At 60.7% G+C, this 17226-nt stretch carries 13 protein-coding genes; 3 read left to right on the top strand and 10 right to left on the bottom strand.

All coding sequences use genetic code 11. The annotated features are described in order from the left end of the window. Window positions 1-109: 109 nt before the first annotated feature. The 7 genes from purU to AC1DVH_RS07925 all read right to left on the bottom strand — a co-directional run bounded on the left by purU (window position 110) and on the right by AC1DVH_RS07925 (window position 8851). Window positions 110-967: a formyltetrahydrofolate deformylase gene (gene purU / locus AC1DVH_RS07955; RefSeq protein ID WP_477753324.1), complete on the bottom strand. Its 858-nt coding sequence runs from the start codon at window positions 965-967 to the stop codon at window positions 110-112. A gap of 146 nt (window positions 968-1113) precedes the next feature. Then, complete coding sequence (locus tag AC1DVH_RS07950) at window positions 1114-1746, bottom strand: sarcosine oxidase subunit gamma (RefSeq protein WP_150725144.1); 633 nt, start codon at window positions 1744-1746, stop codon at window positions 1114-1116. Between the two features lie 182 nt (window positions 1747-1928). Further along, the gene (locus AC1DVH_RS07945; RefSeq protein WP_477753323.1) at window positions 1929-4946 is read right to left on the bottom strand and encodes a sarcosine oxidase subunit alpha; all 3018 of its coding nucleotides are present in this window, start codon (window positions 4944-4946) and stop codon (window positions 1929-1931) included. Then, entirely contained in the window at window positions 4943-5272 is a 330-nt protein-coding gene (locus tag AC1DVH_RS07940) for a sarcosine oxidase subunit delta (protein ID WP_223456827.1), read from the bottom strand. The genes AC1DVH_RS07945 and AC1DVH_RS07940 overlap by 4 nt, the downstream gene beginning before the upstream one ends. A 14-nt stretch (window positions 5273-5286) precedes the next feature. Continuing rightward, window positions 5287-6537, bottom strand: a complete 1251-nt coding sequence (locus AC1DVH_RS07935) for a sarcosine oxidase subunit beta (RefSeq protein ID WP_038981138.1) — start codon at window positions 6535-6537, stop codon at window positions 5287-5289. 23 nt (window positions 6538-6560) lie between these two features. Then, window positions 6561-7814, bottom strand: a complete 1254-nt coding sequence (glyA, locus tag AC1DVH_RS07930; RefSeq protein ID WP_130210172.1) for a serine hydroxymethyltransferase — start codon at window positions 7812-7814, stop codon at window positions 6561-6563. A gap of 284 nt (window positions 7815-8098) precedes the next feature. Then, complete coding sequence (locus AC1DVH_RS07925) at window positions 8099-8851, bottom strand: TraX family protein (RefSeq protein ID WP_477753322.1); 753 nt, start codon at window positions 8849-8851, stop codon at window positions 8099-8101. 132 nt (window positions 8852-8983) lie between these two features. Here AC1DVH_RS07925 and AC1DVH_RS07920 point away from each other — a divergent pair, with 132 nt between their 5' ends. Together AC1DVH_RS07920 and AC1DVH_RS07915 are read left to right on the top strand one after the other, a co-directional pair. After that, window positions 8984-10024 carry a threonine aldolase family protein gene (locus AC1DVH_RS07920; RefSeq protein ID WP_477753321.1) on the top strand — a complete coding sequence of 347 codons (1041 nt, stop codon included), beginning with the start codon at window positions 8984-8986 and terminating at the stop codon, window positions 10022-10024. A 205-nt stretch (window positions 10025-10229) separates the two neighbouring features. Continuing rightward, window positions 10230-11054, top strand: coding sequence for an SDR family oxidoreductase (locus AC1DVH_RS07915; RefSeq protein ID WP_477753320.1), 825 nt, complete (start codon window positions 10230-10232; stop codon window positions 11052-11054). A 133-nt stretch (window positions 11055-11187) separates the two neighbouring features. Here AC1DVH_RS07915 and gbcB read toward each other — a convergent pair whose 3' ends face one another. Continuing rightward, window positions 11188-12288, bottom strand: coding sequence for a glycine-betaine demethylase subunit GbcB (gene gbcB / locus AC1DVH_RS07910; RefSeq protein WP_477753319.1), 1101 nt, complete (start codon window positions 12286-12288; stop codon window positions 11188-11190). Window positions 12289-12570: 282 nt separating this feature from the next. Between gbcB and gbcA the strand changes: the two genes are divergently transcribed. Continuing rightward, on the top strand, window positions 12571-13866 hold the full coding sequence (gene gbcA, locus AC1DVH_RS07905) for a glycine-betaine demethylase subunit GbcA (protein ID WP_477753318.1): 1296 nt from the start codon (window positions 12571-12573) through the stop codon (window positions 13864-13866). 100 nt (window positions 13867-13966) lie between these two features. Here gbcA and AC1DVH_RS07900 read toward each other — a convergent pair whose 3' ends face one another. Then, window positions 13967-15217 carry a metallophosphoesterase family protein gene (locus tag AC1DVH_RS07900; RefSeq protein ID WP_477753317.1) on the bottom strand — a complete coding sequence of 417 codons (1251 nt, stop codon included), beginning with the start codon at window positions 15215-15217 and terminating at the stop codon, window positions 13967-13969. 25 nt (window positions 15218-15242) lie between these two features. Beyond that, on the bottom strand, window positions 15243-17111 hold the full coding sequence (locus AC1DVH_RS07895) for a c-type cytochrome (protein ID WP_477753316.1): 1869 nt from the start codon (window positions 17109-17111) through the stop codon (window positions 15243-15245). Between the last annotated feature and the right edge of the window lie 115 nt (window positions 17112-17226).

Below are 17226 nucleotides of genomic sequence, written 5' to 3'. Positions count from 1 at the left end.
TTAAGTGCTCGGGAATTCAAAAGATCGCAGCCTTCGGCAGCTCCTACATTGATTGCATACCCCTGTAGGAGCTGCCGAAGGCTGCGATCTTTTCAGGCAGTAAAAAACGCTAGAGAACAACCGTCCTGTTCGCGTTCAAAAACACTCTTCTTTCAATGTGATAGCCCACCGCCCGGGCCAGCGTCAGCCCTTCGATATCCCGCCCCTTGGCGATCAAATCTTCCGGATAATGGCTGTGGTCCACTGCCTCCACACCCTGGGCAATGATCGGACCTTCATCGAGGTCGTTGTTGATGTAATGCGCCGTGGCGCCCACCAGTTTCACGCCCTTGTTGTAGGCCTGGTGATAAGGCTTGGCGCCCTTGAACCCGGGCAGCAGGGAGTGGTGGATGTTGATCGCCTTGCCATCGAGCTTGCGGCACAACTCCGGCGACAGCACTTGCATGTAGCGTGCAAGGATCACTAGTTCGGCGCCGGACTCTTCGATGACCTGCCACACCTGACGCTCTTGGGACGGCTTGTCGTTCGGATCCAGCGGGAAGTGGTAGTACGGAATCTGGTGCCAGTCGGCCAGCGGCTTGAGGTCCGGGTGGTTGGAAACCACGGCAGCGACGTCCATCGACAACTGGCCGATGCGCTGGCGATAGAGCAAGTCGTTGAGGCAGTGATCGGCCTTGGAAACCATGATCACCACTTTCGGCCGATAGTTCGGCGCGACCAGTTCGAAGATCATGCCGAAGGCTTCACCACGCTCGGCCAGGCCCGCGCGGAACGACTGCTCGTCGAAGCCATCGGGTTGGCGAAATTCCACACGAATGAAGAAACGGCCCGAGAGCCGGTCATCGAAGGAGTGGTGCTCGGTGACGTAGCAGCCCTGCTCGAACAGAAAGCGGGTCACCGCGTCCACGGTGCCGAGCACGCTGGGGCAGTCGGCGGTCAGAATCCATGTGTCTGGGGCGCGGCTCATAGCAGTGACTCCCTTGAAAACGGTAGATGCCTCCTGTAGGAGCGAGCTTGCTCGCGAAGGACTTCAGGACGACGCGTTAAATCAGGAAGCACGCGTTATCGTTGACGTTTTTCGCGAGCAAGCTCGCTCCTACAGTTGATCGGTGATCAAGCCTGAACGCTCAGCCCGTACTCGGCAGAAGCATCCTGCAACCACAGCCACCAGTAATCCGAGAAGCTGCGACGAATCAACAGTTCCCAAGTGTCCTCAGCGGTGTGACGGATCATCAGTTGCGACTTGGCGAACACCGTGCCGACAGCTTTGCCTACCGGGAAGTTGTTCGGGTGCACGTCGTAGCTGGTGGACTTCATCAGCACCTGGCGCACGTTCGGGCCGCTCAGTTCGAGGACTTGCTGGCCACCGCTGACGTTGACGATTGCAATGTGCAGATCGCCAAGCGCTTTGCGGAGCTTTTGCTCGGCGGCCAATTCTTCGCCGGTCGGCACGATCAGCAGCCACTCATCCGGCCCCATCCATTGCAGGCTGGTTTCGCCTTTGACGATGACGCTCAGCGCGCCCGGCAACTCGATGCCAAGGGCCTTGTGCACGCCCGCGGCAAACGCGGCATCGTGGCCATCGCCACGAATGGTCAAGTGGCCGAGGAGTTTTTTCTCACGCACGGTCACGCCGGCGTTCTTGCGACCCTTGCCCACCAGGCTGGCGAGGTCGGCGTGATGCAGCGACGACTCGGCCTTGGCCCCGGAGGTTGGGCGTTGTTGGTAAACATTGGCTGCGGTCATAAAGCACCTGTGTTGAATTTTGTTGGTTCCGGCCCTTGTGGTGGCGCTTCTGCCGCCATCGCGAGCAAGCTCGCTCCCACAGGATTGAAGTCGCCAGAAAAATTTGTGTCAGGCATCAGTCCACTGTGGGAGCGAGCTTGCTCGCGATGGCGGCAGCTCACACCCCACAGGACCCGAAGCCTTTACACGTTCTGGCGTTCGCCCTTCGGATCGAAGAACACCGAAGAAACGATTTCCGCCTCGATCACGCTGCCATCCGCCAGCGGTGCGAACACGCGCTCGCCCATGCGGTTCAGGCCGCCCTTGACCACGCCCATGGCGAACGAATAGCCCAGGGAGTTGTGCAGGTAACTGGAGGTCACGTGACCAACCATGGTCATCGGGATCGCCTGCTTGGTGTTAAACACCAGCTGCGCGCCTTCCGGCAGCCATTTGTTCGGATCGATCGGCTTGAGGCCAACCAGTTGCTTGCGCTGATCACGCACGCAATCTTCACGGTTCATGCCACGCCAGCCGATCCACGAGAACGGTTTGGTGCGACCGACACACCAGCCCATGTTCAGGTCGTCCGGGGTCATCGAGCTGTCAGTGTCCTGGCCGACGATGATGAAGCCCTTCTCGGCCCGCAGCACGTGCATGGTTTCGGTGCCATATGGCGTCAGGTTGTACTTCTTGCCGGCATCGACGATTTTTTCCAGCACACCCATGGCGTAGTCGGCTTGCACGTTGACTTCGTACGACAGTTCACCGGTAAACGAAATCCGGAACACCCGCGCCGGCACACCACCGACCAGACCTTCTTTCCAGGTCATGAACGGGAAGGCTTCGTTGCTCAGGTCGATGTCGGTGACTTCAGCGAGCAGCTTGCGGCTGTTCGGCCCGGACAGGGTCATGGTTGCCCAATGGTCGGTGACGGAGGTGAAGTACACCTTCATCTCCGGCCATTCAGTCTGGTGGTACAGCTCCAGCCACTGAAGTACGCGAGCCGCGCCGCCGGTGGTGGTGGTCATGACGAAATGGTTATCGGCCAGGCAAGCGGTCACGCCGTCGTCGAACACCATGCCGTCTTCTTTGCACATCAGGCCATAACGCGCCTTGCCCACGTCGAGCTTGGTCCAGGCGTTGGTGTAGACGCGGTTGAGGAACTCGCGCGTATCCGGGCCCTGGATATCGATCTTGCCCAGGGTCGAAGCGTCGAGCAGGCCGACGCTGTCGCGCACGGCTTTGCACTCACGCTTCACTGCAGCGTGCAGGTCTTCACCGGATTTCGGGAAGTACCACGGACGTTTCCACTGGCCGACGTCTTCGAACTCGGCGCCGTTCTTCAGGTGCCACTGATGCAGAGCGGTGTAGCGTACCGGCTCGAAGATGTGCCCACAGTGACGACCGGCCACGGCGCCAAAGGTCACCGGCGTGTAGTTCGGACGGAACATGGTGGTGCCCATCTGCGGGATGGTCACGTTCAGCGAGCGGGCAGCGATGGCCAGGCCGTTGACGTTGCCGAGCTTGCCCTGATCGGTGCCGAAGCCCAGCGCGGTGTAGCGCTTGACGTGCTCGACCGACTCGAAGCCTTCACGGGTCGCCAGTTCGATGGCGGCGGCGGTGACGTCGTTTTGCAGGTCGACGAATTGCTTCGGCGCCCGTGCGGTGTTCTTTTCATGGGGCACCTGGAACAGCGCCAGGGTCGGCTCTTCGAGACGGCTCAGGGCTTTCGGCAGTACGCCTTCGACGGTCTGGAACCCGGCTTCAGCGGCGGCGCGGGCGCCTCCTTCAAAACCGTCGGCCAGAGAATCGCCAAGGCCGTAGACGCCGTTGATGCCACCGACACACACGCGTTTCTGCGGCGCTTCACCCGGTACGAAACCGAGGATGTCTTCGCGCCAGATCGGCTTGCCACCCAGGTGCGAAGCCAGGTGAACCACCGGGCTGTAACCACCGGAGCTGGCCACCACGTCGCATTCAAGCCATTCGCCAGGGCTGGTCACGGTGTGGGCTTTGACATCGATGGCGGCCACACGGGCAGCGGTCACGCGCTTGCTGCCACGGGCTTCGATCACGGCGCTGCCGGTGAGAATGCGGATACCTTTGGCACGTGCTTCTTCCACCAGCGCACCACGCGGGTTGCTGCGGGCATCGGCGATGGCCACCACTTGCAGGCTGGCATCGAGCCAATCCAGGGCAACGCGGTAGGCGTGGTCGTTGTTGGTCGACAGCACCAGCTTCTTGCCCGGTGCCACGCCGTAACGGCGCACGTAGGTCGAGATGGCGCCGGCGAGCATGTTGCCCGGTACGTCATTGTTGCCGTAGACCAGTGGACGCTCGTGAGCACCGGTCGCCAGCACCACGCGAGTGGCGCGGACCCGGTGGATGCGCTGACGCACCTGGCCAATCGGTGCGCGGTCGCCGAGGTGATCGGTCAGGCGCTCGTGAATGGTCAGGAAGTTGTGGTCGTGGTAGCCGTTGACGGTGGCGCGCGGCAACAGCAGCACGTCCGGGGTGTTCTTCAGCTCGTCGATGACGCTGGCGACCCACTCGGTCGCAGGCTTGCCGTCGAGGCTTTCGCGGGAATCGAGCAGGCTGCCGCCGAACTCTTCCTGCTCATCGGCGAGGATCACACGGGCACCGCTGCGCGCAGCCGCCAGTGCTGCCGCCAGGCCAGCAGGGCCAGCGCCAACGATCAGCACGTCGCAGTGCTGGTTCATGTAGTCGTAGGTGTCCGGATCGTTCTCGGTCGGCGAGCGGCCAAGGCCGGCGGCTTTGCGGATGTACTTCTCGTAAGTCATCCAGAACGATTGCGGGTACATGAAGGTTTTGTAGTAGAAGCCCGGAGGCATCAGCTTGCCGCCGACCTTGCCGAGAATCCCCATCATGTCGTTGTTCACGCTCGGCCAGCCGTTGGTGCTGGTGGCGACCAGGCCTTGATACAGCGCCTGTTGCGTGGCGCGCACGTTCGGGATCTGCGTGGCTTCGGTGGCGCCGATCTGCAGCACCGCGTTCGGCTCTTCAGCGCCCGCAGCGAAGATGCCGCGCGGACGGGAATACTTGAAGCTGCGACCGATGATGTCGACGCCGTTGGCCAGCAGTGCAGCGGCCAGGGAATCACCTTCGAAGCCTTTGTAGTTCTGGCCGTTGAAGGTGAAGCTCAAGACTTTGTTGCGGTCGATCCGTCCGCCGTTGGACAGGCGATTGATCTGGCTCATACCTTCTCTCCCAGAGCCGTGCTGGCCGCTTTCGGGCTATCGGTCTTGTCGGTGAATTGTGGCTTGGTGCCGATCTTGTAGGTTTCGAGAATCTCGTAGGTCACGGTGTCGCGGGTGGCGTTGAAGTACTGACGGCAACCGGCGACGTGATCCCACAGCTCGTGGTGCAGACCGCGCGGGTTATCGCGGAAGAACATGTAGTCGCCCCACTCCTCGTCGGTGCAGGTGTTCGGATCCAGTGGACGCGGGATGTGCGCCTGGCCGGATGCATGGAATTCCTCTTCGGAGCGCAGTTCGCCGCAGTGAGGACAGAAGATATGCAACATGGGGATTTCTCCTGTTAGTGGGCAACCGCAGCAGCGCCGTGTTCATCGATCAACGCACCGTTGTGGAAACGGTCGATGGAGAAAGGTGCGGCCAATGGGTGCATTTCACCCTTGGCCAGGCTCGCGGCAAACACGTTGCCCGAGCCAGGTGTGGCCTTGAAGCCGCCGGTGCCCCAACCGCAGTTGAAGAACATGTTCGGTACCGGGGTTTTCGAAATGATCGGGCAGGCATCCGGCGTGGTGTCGACGATGCCGCCCCACTGACGGTTCATGCGTACGCGCGACAGCACCGGGAACATCTCGACGATGGCCTGGACGGTGTGTTCGATCACAGGGTAAGAACCGCGCTGGCCGTAGCCGTTGTAACCGTCGATACCGGCGCCGATCACCAGGTCGCCCTTGTCGGACTGGCTGATGTAACCGTGCACGGCGTTGGACATGATCACGCTGTCGATAATCGGCTTGATCGGCTCGGACACCAGCGCTTGCAGCGGGTGGGATTCGATCGGCAGGCGAAAACCGGCGAGCTTGGCCATGTGCCCGGAGTTACCGGCAGTCACCACGCCGACGCGCTTGGCGCCGATGAAGCCCTTGTTGGTTTCAACGCCGATGCACACGCCGTTTTCCTTGCGGAAACCGATCACTTCGGTCTGCTGGATCAAGTCCACGCCGAGGGCGTCGGCGGCACGGGCAAAGCCCCAGGCCACGGCATCGTGACGGGCCACGCCGCCGCGACGCTGGACAGTGGCGCCCATCACCGGGTAGCGAGTGTTCTTGGAGCAGTCGAGGTACGGGATCTCGTCGGCCACTTGCTTGGCATCGAGCAGCTCACCGTCGACGCCGTTGAGGCGGTTGGCGCTGACCCGACGCTCGGAATCACGGATGTCCTGCAGGGTGTGGCACAGGTTGTAGACGCCGCGCTGGGAGAACATCACGTTGTAGTTGAGGTCCTGGGACAGGCCTTCCCACAGTTTCATCGCGTGTTCGTACAGGTGCGCCGACTCGTCCCACAGGTAGTTGGAGCGAACGATAGTGGTGTTGCGCGCGGTGTTACCGCCGCCCAGCCAGCCCTTCTCGACCACGGCCACGTTGGTGATGCCGTGTTCCTTGGCCAGGTAGTAGGCCGTGGCGAGACCATGCCCGCCACCGCCGACGATGACCACGTCGTAGACCTTTTTAGGGGTCGGCGTGCGCCACATTTTCTGCCAGTTTTCATGATGGCTGAGAGAGTGTTTGAAGAGGCCGAAGCCCGAGTAGCGTTGCATAGTCATTTACTCCAAAACCGCACTCAGCGATAAACCGGGAAGTCCGCGCACAGGGCTGCCACTTGCTCGGCGACATTGGCCTCGACATCGGCGTCGCCGAGGTTGTCGAGGATGTCGCAGATCCAGCCGGCCAGCGTGACGCACTGGGTCACCTTGAAGCCGCGCGTGGTCACCGCCGGGGTGCCGATGCGCAGGCCGGAGGTCACGAACGGCGACTGTGGATCGTTCGGGACAGCGTTCTTGTTCACAGTGATGTGGGCGCGACCGAGTGCTGCATCCGCCTCTTTGCCGGTGAGGCCCTGACGGATCAGGCTGACCAGGAACAGGTGGTTGTCGGTACCGCCGGACACTACATCGTAGCCGCGTTTGATAAACACGCCGGCCATGGCCTGGGCATTGTCGATCACTTGCTGCTGATAAGCCTTGAAGCCTGGTTCCAGCGCTTCCTTGAAGCACACCGCCTTACCGGCGATCACGTGCATCAGCGGGCCGCCCTGGGCACCGGGGAATACCGCGGCGTTGAGCTTCTTCTCGATTTCTTCGTTGGCCTTGGCTAGGATCAGGCCGCCACGTGGACCGCGCAGGGTCTTGTGGGTAGTGGTGGTGACCACATCGGCGTAAGGCAGCGGGTTCGGGTACAGGCCGGCAGCGACCAGACCGGCAACGTGGGCCATGTCGACGAACAGCAGTGCACCAACCTTGTCGGCGATCTGACGGAAGCGCGGGAAGTCGAGGGTCTTGGAGTAGGCCGAGAAGCCGGCGACGATCATCTTCGGCTTGCACTCGACGGCCAGGCGCTCGACTTCGTCGTAATCGATCAGACCGGTTTTGGTGTCGATACCGTACTGCACGGCGTTGTACAGCTTGCCCGAGGACGACACTTTGGCGCCGTGGGTCAGGTGACCGCCGTGGGCCAGGCTCATGCCGAGGATAGTGTCGCCTGCTTGCAGCAGGGCCAGGTACACGGCGCTGTTGGCCGAGGAGCCGGAGTGCGGCTGGACGTTGGCGTAATCGGCGCCGAACAGTTGCTTGGCGCGCTCGATGGCCAGCGCCTCAACCTTGTCGACGTGCTCGCAGCCACCGTAGTAGCGCTTGCCCGGGTAGCCTTCGGCGTATTTGTTGGTCAGGCCGCTGCCTTGCGCTTGCATCACGCGCTTGCTGGTGTAGTTCTCCGACGCGATCAGCTCGATGTGATCTTCCTGACGTTGCTCCTCGGCATTCATCGCCGCCAGCAGTGCATCGTCGTAACCCTGGATCTGGTCTTGCTTGCTGAACATCGCGTCTCTCCCAGCGGCGGCGGTGCGCCATTCGTCTCGGTGAGGCACTGGTTTTTCGGCAGTGCCCTTTGATAGCGATGGTATGACTGGCTTGGAGTCGTCAAATGCCTACGGGCGCCACGCAAAGGTGCGTTTACGACATGGCGGGAAATGGCTGGCCGAACCCGACCGTCGATCCAGCGCAGATCCCCTGTAGGAGCGAGCCTGCTCGCGATAGCGGCGGGTCAGCCGACATCAATGTTGAATGTGATGCCGCTATCGCGAGCAGGCTCGCTCCTACAGGGTCATCCGATGGCCTGTCGCACTGCGAGCAACAGCAGGAAATGCACGGGATACAGCGCATACGCCCAACGTCGAATGGGCGGTGGTTTTACGTCATGGGCATGTCGCAACAAGAACACTCCGAGCCATGGCGCAATCAGACAAGTGGCGACTGCCGCCATCGCCACGTGATTGCCCAATCGAACAGAGTAATACAGCACCTGCCACTGATTGCCCGCCAGGCACACCAACCCCGCCAACAGCGCGAAGTACCAGGGCCGCTGCAGTACCAGCAGCATCGCCAGCGGCAACAGCACGCCAAAGAACCCGAACATCAATCGCTGGGAGAAAAACCCTGCCAGCAGTACCGCGCCGACGGCCAGCAGTCGCGATGCAAGCACCGGCTGCTGCCAGCCACGAACCACCAGCAAGCCCAGGGCAAGGGTGGGCAGCACATTCAAGGTGTCGGGATCGGGAATGAACATTCGGTAAGGAATTTCACTCACCGCGCTAAACAGCAGCAACCACCCCAGATAGCGCCACTGGCCACCGGTCGTCGCAGTCCCCACGCGCGCCAGATTGGCCGCCATCGCCAGGCAGAACCACGGAAACGCCAGGCGTCCCGGCACATACAGCAAATCGGCGGAATAACCGACATATCGCAGGTGATCGAGCACCATGCTCAAAAGCGCCAGCCACTTGAGCAGATCCAGTGCCCCGTCCCGCTGCTTTAAGTGCATGGCCTTGTGCATGTTCTTGTGCATAGTCACGTGCATAATTGCCCTTCGACCGTGTATTTTCCCGACAGCGACATCCTGTGCGCTCCACCTGACGATCTTGGGTACAGTGCGCACCCTCATTGACCACGGGACGCTTCACCATAGGCATCTCGACCACGGAAGCAGGCCATGACCGACAAGAGCCAACAATTCGCCAGCGACAACTATTCCGGCATCTGCCCTGAAGCCTGGGCTGCCATGGAACAGGCCAACCACGGCCACCAGCGCGCATACGGCGACGACGAGTGGACCGCCCGGGCCTCCGACGGTTTCCGCAAACTGTTCGAAACCGACTGCGAAGTGTTTTTTGCCTTCAACGGCACCGCCGCCAACTCGCTGGCGCTGTCGTCGCTGTGCCAGAGTTACCACAGCGTGATCTGCTCGGAAACCGCCCACGTCGAAACCGACGAATGCGGCGCCCCGGAATTCTTCTCCAATGGCTCCAAACTGCTGATCGCCCGCACTGAAAACGGCAAACTGACCCCGGAATCGATCCGCGAGGTCGCGCTCAAGCGCCAGGACATCCACTACCCGAAACCCCGCGTCGTGACCCTGACCCAGGCCACCGAAGTCGGCAGCGTCTACACCCCGGACGAAATCCGCGCCATCAGCGCCACCTGCAAAGAGCTTGGCTTGAACCTGCACATGGACGGCGCACGGTTCTCCAACGCCTGCGCATTCCTCGGCTGCACCCCGGCCGACCTGACCTGGAAGGCCGGGGTCGACGTGCTGTGCTTTGGCGGTACGAAAAACGGCATGGCGGTGGGCGAGGCGATTCTGTTCTTCAACCACAAACTGGCCGAAGACTTCGATTACCGCTGCAAGCAGGCCGGGCAGTTGGCGTCGAAAATGCGCTTCCTGTCGGCGCCGTGGGTCGGGATCCTGGAAAACGACGCCTGGCTCAAATACGCCAACCACGCCAACCACTGCGCGCAATTGCTGGCCGAAATGGTCAGCGACATCCCCGGCGTGGAGCTGATGTTCCCGGTACAGGCCAATGGCGTGTTCCTGCAGCTGTCGGAGCCGGCCATCGCTGCGCTGACCGCCAAGGGCTGGCGCTTCTACACCTTCATCGGCAACGGCGGCGCACGCTTCATGTGCTCGTGGGACACCGAGCAAGAGCGCGTGCGGGAACTGGCGAAGGACATCCGTGAAGTGATGTCCCACTAAAACTCTGGCTTACACCGCTCTCCTGTGGGAGCGAGCTTGCTCGCGATGAGGCCAGCACATCCAGCATTGATGTCAGCTGACACTCCGCCATCGCGAGCAAGCTCGCTCCCACAAAAGCCAACACCATCTCCCCCTGTTGCTTGCTCCTCGTCTACATTGTCTGTCGAGCCGATCCGCTCACATAACAACAATCAGGAGCGTCAGCATGTCATTGCAAGGCAAAACCCTGTTCATCACCGGCGCCAGCCGCGGCATCGGCCGCGAGATCGCGCTGCGGGCCGCACGCGATGGGGCCAACATTGTGATCGCCGCCAAAAGCGCCGAACCCCACGCCAAGCTGCCAGGCACGATTTTCAGCGTGGCCCAGGAAGTGGAAGCCGCTGGCGGCAAGGCGCTGGCCTTGCAGGTGGATGTGCGCGAAGAGGTTGCCGTCCGTGAGGCACTGGCCCAGGCCAACGAACACTTCGGTGGCATCGATGCACTGATCAACAACGCCGGGGCGATCAAGCTGACCGGGGTCCAGCACCTTGAACTCAAGCGCTTTGACCTGATGCACCAGATCAACACCCGTGCCGTATTGCTGTGTAGCCAGGCTGCGTTGCCGTACTTGAAGAAGTCCAGCGGCCACATCCTCAACCTGTCCCCACCCCTGAACCTGGCCACCAAGTGGTTTGCCCAGTACAGCCCGTACACCGTGACCAAATACGGCATGAGCATGCTGACCTTGGGCATGAGTGAGGAATTCAGGAATTACGGCATCAGCGTCAACTCGCTGTGGCCGCAGACCATGATTGCCACCGCTGCCATCGAGTTTCAGCTGGGGTCAAGGGAATCGTTCAAGCATGCACGCCTGCCTGCGATCATGGCGGATGCGGCGCATGTGATTCTGAGCAGCGCAAACCGCAGCCTGACAGGGCGCTTGTTGATTGATGAGGAAATACTGCGAGAAAGCGGTGTGACGGAGTTCGAGCACTATCGGTTCGCACCGGACAGCGACGACAAGCTGATGACGGATCTGTTCGTCGACTGATTGGATCGAACCCACCTCTGTAGGAGCGAGCTTGCTCGCGATGGACGCTAACGATAACGCGTGCTTTCTGAATAAACGCAGCGCTTTCAAGCCCATCGCGAGCAAGCTCGCTCCTACAGGGGGGCGACGTTAGTTAGAACTCGATACGCACGTCACCCTTCGGCACACTGCAGCACGACAGAATATACCCTTCGGCTTCGTCTTCTTCAGTGATCCCGCCGTTGTGTTCCATCTCGACTTCACCACCCAGCTTCAACACCTTGCAGGTGCCGCAGATGCCCATGCCGCAAGCTTTCGGGATCATCAGGCCGACCTTGGCCGCCGCCGCATGCACGGTCTCGCCCGGGGCCACGCGGATGCTCTTGCCGGATGCGGTGAATTCCACCTGATGCAGATCCGCCGCGTCGATTTCCGGGGCATCGGCCGCTTGTTCAGCGTGTTCCACGGCGTCGGCGCGGGCTTCTGGCGGAGTCGCGCCGAAGGACTCTTCGTGGTAGCGCGACATGTCGAAGCCAGCGCCTTCCAGCAAGCGCTTGACCGCGCTCATATACGGTGTCGGGCCGCAGCAGAACACTTCACGCTCAAGGAAATCCGGCGCCATCAATTCAAGCATTCTGTGGTTCAGGTAACCGCGATAACCAGCCCAGGGCTCACCCATGCCATGTTTCTCGCAAATCAGGTGCAGGCTGAAGTTCTCGATCCGCGACGCCATGTGTTCCAGTTCGCGGTGATAAATGATGTCTTTGGGCGAGCGGGCGCTGTGGATAAACGTCATGTCGACGTTGCCGTTGGTGTCGTAGAACCAGCGCGCCATGGACATGCACGGCGTGATGCCGACGCCGCCGCTGAGGTAGAGTATTTTCGGCGCAGGGAAGTCCATGGCATTGAACAGTCCGACCGGCCCGTGCACCGCCAGCTCCTGGCCTTCATGTAGAGTGTCGTGCAGCCAGTTGGACACCTTGCCCCCCGGCACGCGCTTGATGGTCACCGAAAAGCTGTACGGCACCGACGGCGAACTGGAAATGGTGTAGGAGCGCATGATCGGCACGCCGTCGATTTCCAGCTCCAGGGTGACGAATTGCCCGGGCTTGAAAAAGAACAGAATCGGCTGGTCGGCCATGAAACAGAAGGTGCGCACATCCCAGGTTTCCTGGATGACTTTGACGCAACGGACAATGTGTCGACCATTGGCCCAGGTCTGGGTGGTTACCGGGTTCAGGAAGCTGTTGGACATGCTGATCTCCACGGCCGACTGTCGGCCTTCATGTTGGCGATTCTGCGTATAGCGCGAACCACCCATTTACCTATCTGCGACATTCACATACTTATCGCGACCAGCCCCCAATTACCGGGGGTTGCGCGTCGGGAACAGATTGGGCCATGTCGCCCATGGATAAGGTTCCGGGCAGCGCCGGCCCCACACTCGCCTCAACAGATAACTGCTGTTTTTTGTCTTGCGTCGCACAACCGTAGCCACTATTCGCCGGCCACACAGAATGGCCTTGAGGATTAAATGATGGACGTCACTACTACCCTGAGCCTGGGCGATCCGCTGGAACCCGCACGCAAGGCCACCGCACAGATGCTGCAAGAGCGCGAGCGCACCTTCTCACTGCCGCAGCCGTTTTACTCCGACGAGCGCCTGTTTGATATCGACATGCAGGAAATCTTTCAGAAAGAGTGGTTGATCGCCGGCATGACCTGCGAAATCCCGACCAAGGGCAACTACCTGACCCTGCAGATCGGCAAGAACCCGATCATCGTGATTCGTGGCGCCGATGGCGTGGTGCATGCGTTCCACAACGTCTGCCGTCACCGTGGTTCGCGGCTGTGCACCAGTGAAAAAGGCAAAGTCGCCAAACTGGTCTGCCACTACCACCAATGGACGTATGAGCTGGACGGTCGCCTGCTGTTCGCCGGCACCGAAATGGGCGCCGACTTCGACATGAAGCAGTACGGCCTCAAGCCTGTGAACGTGAAAACCGCTGGCGGTTACATCTTCATCAGCCTGTCGGAAAACCCGCCGGCCATTGATGACTTCCTGTCGACGCTGAACCATTACATGGAACCGTACGACATGGAGAACACCAAGGTGGCGATTCAGACCACCTTGTTCGAAAAAGCCAACTGGAAACTGGTGCTGGAAAACAACCGCGAGTGCTACCACTGCAACGCGTCGCACCCGGAACTGTTGAAAACCCTGCTGGAATGGGACGACGTCACCGACCCGCGTGCCGACCAGGCCTTCAAGGATCACGTAGCCGCTTCGGCCGCTGCCTGGGAAGCCGAGAAGATCCCTTACGCTCACGCCAGCTTCGGCCTGCGTAACCGCATCGTGCGCATGCCGCTGCTCAAGGGCACCGTATCGATGACGATCGACGGCAAGCAGGGCTGCAAAAAACTCATGGGCCGGATCCAGAACCCGGACCTGGGCTCGATGCGCATCCTGCACCTGCCGCACTCCTGGAACCACTGCATGGGCGACCACATCATCGTGTTYACCGTGTGGCCGATCAGCGCCCAGGAAACCATGGTCACCACCAAGTGGATCGTGCACAAGGACGCGGTCGAAGGCGTGGACTACGACGTGGAGCGCATGCGCCAGGTCTGGGATGCGACCAACGACCAGGACCGTCGCCTGGCCGAAGAGAACCAGCGCGGGATCAACTCCACCGCGTACCAGCCTGGCCCGTACTCCAAGACCTATGAGTTCGGCGTGGTGAACTTCGTGGACTGGTACAGCGAGCGGTTGCTGAACAACCTTGGGGCCGAGCCTGCGCCTTATCTCAAAGGGGTTCCGGTCCAGGGCTAATCAAGATCAAAAGATCGCAGCCTTCGGCAGCTCCTACAGGTGTACACAAGACCCTGTAGGAGCTGCCGMAGGCTGCGATCTTTTTAAGGGCAACACACCATTACTGTAATGCCGAAGACCACCGCACCGACCCATTCTCGCCAATAAACGTCTCTTCGATGTTCTCCCCCACCAGCCGCACCTTCACATACCCGTTCAATACCCGATCCGGATAGGCCGGATCCCGCGCATTCTGCGTTTCCGACCACAACACCCGCGAATGCCCGTTCAGTTCACTGGCGTTGCCGTAAGGGATCGCCCCATGCCCGGCGCAACGTGCATGCAACCCGCCCTGGGTGGCGTAACAGATGCCGTTATGCAAATGCCCCCAATACCAGTAGTCCGGCTCGCGCCCCAGGGCGTCGCACACCGGTTGATACAGCGCGGTCTTGTTGTGCCCTGAGATGTCAAAGCCCTGGTGATGACTGAGCACCATCACTTTCTTGCGCTGCGGCAGGCTTTTCATCCAGTCGATCTGTGGTTGGTTCAGGGTGCCATCCATGTACAGGTTCATGGCGTCCGAGGCATACGCCGAGTCGAGGCCGATCACCAGCCAGTCGTCGTTGTACAACGCAAAATAGCTGGTGCCCTGCTGCGCCGCAAAGCGCTTGGCCAGTTCCTTGAAATAGCCGTGGGCGCCGCTGTACATCTCGTGGTTGGAATTGAGCGTGAACGAGCCCTGCGTGCCCATCGGCCAACCGGCCATGTCCACGTCTTCCTGGGAGCGGGTGCCGGCGTAATACACATCCCCCAGGTGAATAGTGAAATTGGCCCGGGCCAGTTTCATCTGATTGGCCACCGCCACCGCCGGGGCATGGCTGTCGAATGGCCCGGTGCCCCAGTCGCCGGCGATCGCCAGGGTCACGTCGCGCCCCATTTTCACCAGTGCCGGGTCCGTGGCGAACGGTGCGTGATGGTGCAGGTTTTCAATCCACTTCAGCAGGGCCTCGCTCCATAAAAGATCGAGCAGTTCCCATTTACGGCAACCGAGCAGACTGCCGTCCTTCAGCACCCGGGTTTGCAGTTCATCCACCGATTGCGGCAAGGGGCTGGCGTTACCGATGCGCAGGATAGACAAGCCGTGGGCCAACTCCCACGGCACGCTCGGCTGATCGTCCGGCAACTCGCCATGCTTGAGCACGTACTGCGCCTGATCGTGGCCACGTTTGAGCAGCGCGATGATGGCTTCGAACTCCTGGGGTTCGAGCTCGCTGACGAGCTTCATCCAGGCCATTTCCACGCGCGTGAGCAACCCGTGCAGCCGCACTTTGACCTTGTCGTACTCATTTCCCAAATGATTGACCAGTGACATATCGCCTTCCTCCATCCGATTGGAATCACAAGGTTTTCATGAACTCAATGAGCGCCCGCTTATCGAGTTCCGACAGCTGCGTGCCGTACAGGTGGCCGCCGTTGTGGTTGCCCTCCAGACGGGTGTCGTATTTGAAGTCCGCCGAAGCTTTCATTTGCTCGCCACTGGTGACGAAACCAACCTTGTCCTGGTCGTAAATGTCGGAGCCGGTGAAGAACACCTGCGGCCGCAGTTGCGGTGGTTGCAGCAGATCCCACAGTGTCGGCACCGAACCGTTGTGCAAGTACGGCGCGCGCAACCAGATGCCGTCGGTGGGCGTGTTGCTGTAGCTCTGGGTCTTGCGGTAGGCGCCAAAATCGAACGGCGACTTCTTGAAGCCGTGGAAGGCCGTCACCAGACCCGTGGTGAACGAATTCAGCCGATGGGGATCGGTACCCAGTTCATCAATGTTGGTGGTGACCTGACCGGTGTCGGTGCGGCCGAAATCATGGCAACCGGCGCAGTTGTTTTCCCAGACCGGCTTGCCCCTGGCGACCTTGGCCTGATCCAGCGCGAACGGCCAGGCCGGTGCCTTGTGGCCCAGCAGCCAGTTGGTCACCCGGTTGAAACTGGTTGGCAGCACCGACTCCGGCGTCGCGCCCACGGCCATGGCCGCCGCATAGTTGCGTTCGTGGATGTCGTTGTTGTTGCCGTCCCAGTGCAGGTACAGCGACTCCCGGGGTTTCTGGTTCCAGACTTGTGGCAAGTCGACGGTGCCGATGGTCGAGTCATCCGGGAAGCCGAACACCACCATTTTCGTCGGATTGAAGGTGTCGGTGCGACCCGGTCCTTGCGGTGCGCGCAGTTGTTGCCAGGCATAGGCCTGTTTCTGCTTGATCAGTGCGTTCGTGGCCATCGGGATGATCAGGTAGCGGTTGTACAATCGCTCGAAAAAACCGAGCTGGAACTTGCTGTTGATCGCTGCCATCACCGCGTCGGTGGTGAATTTCGGGTCGCTGGCGCAATCGTAGGCGAACCACTGGAAGGCTTGCAGCTGCAGGGTGTTGGCCGGCGCACTGGCCACCGCAGTGGCGACGTCGCTGGCATTGGTGCGGTAGGAGCCGGTGTGGCACAGCGCGCAGTTGGGCTCCACGGTCGGGTAGCCGATTTGTCGTTTGGCCATGCCGATCGGCAGATCCTTGCCGTTTTCGTAGAGGAAACCGAACACTTCGTAGCCGCCAGGCTTCGGCAATTTTTCCGGGCACATTTGTGGCAGCACGGCGAACAGGTAATACGGGATCCGCGCCTCAATGCCGAGGCCGATGGCGGCGTACTTGTAGTGGTCTTCGTCGGAGGCGTATTGCTCGGCCGGCACCACCCGCAGCATCTGGTACCAGGTCTGGTAACCGATGAACGCCAGCAACAAAACCACAATCGAAGTGCCCACCTTGAAACTGTGCCGTTGCCAGCGCTGCGTCCACCCAGCACGCCAGGCCCGCCAGCCATCGCACAGCAAGGCCCACGGCCGACTCGCCGGAGCGCTGCCCAGGCACAGCAGAATCCCGAGGATCAGGGACATGCTCAGATCGCCCAGCAGCATCGGCACGAATACCTGGGCCTGGTTGCTCGTATTGATCAGATAGATCCAGAACGCCACGGCGACCAGTCGCGACAATACGCACAGCCACGAATGCACGACATATCGCGGTGCGTTGAAGCCTGATGGCATGTAGAACAGGCTGATCCCCACCAGCAGCATGCCGGCATTTTCCAGCCACGGATCGGAGAGTTGCGGCGGCATACCGAGCATCGAGGTCAGCAATGCCGGCGCAAACAGCGCCGGGATTGCGAACACCATGTTCATTAAAATGCCTAGCCAGATGAAGCGTTGAAACCAGCGGATGTAACTGTCCATGGCATCCCTTTCCTTTTGTCCTTTTCGAGCGCCACACCGCCCCCTTGTAGGAGCTGCCGAAGGCTGCGATCTTTTGCCTTTAAAAGATCAAGATCAAAAGATCGCAGCCTTCGGC

The sequence above is a fragment of the Pseudomonas sp. P4_C3 genome (assembly GCF_056402075.1).
The sequence above is the reverse complement of the archived record's forward strand: the minus strand, read 5'-3'. Positions and strand labels throughout refer to the sequence as shown.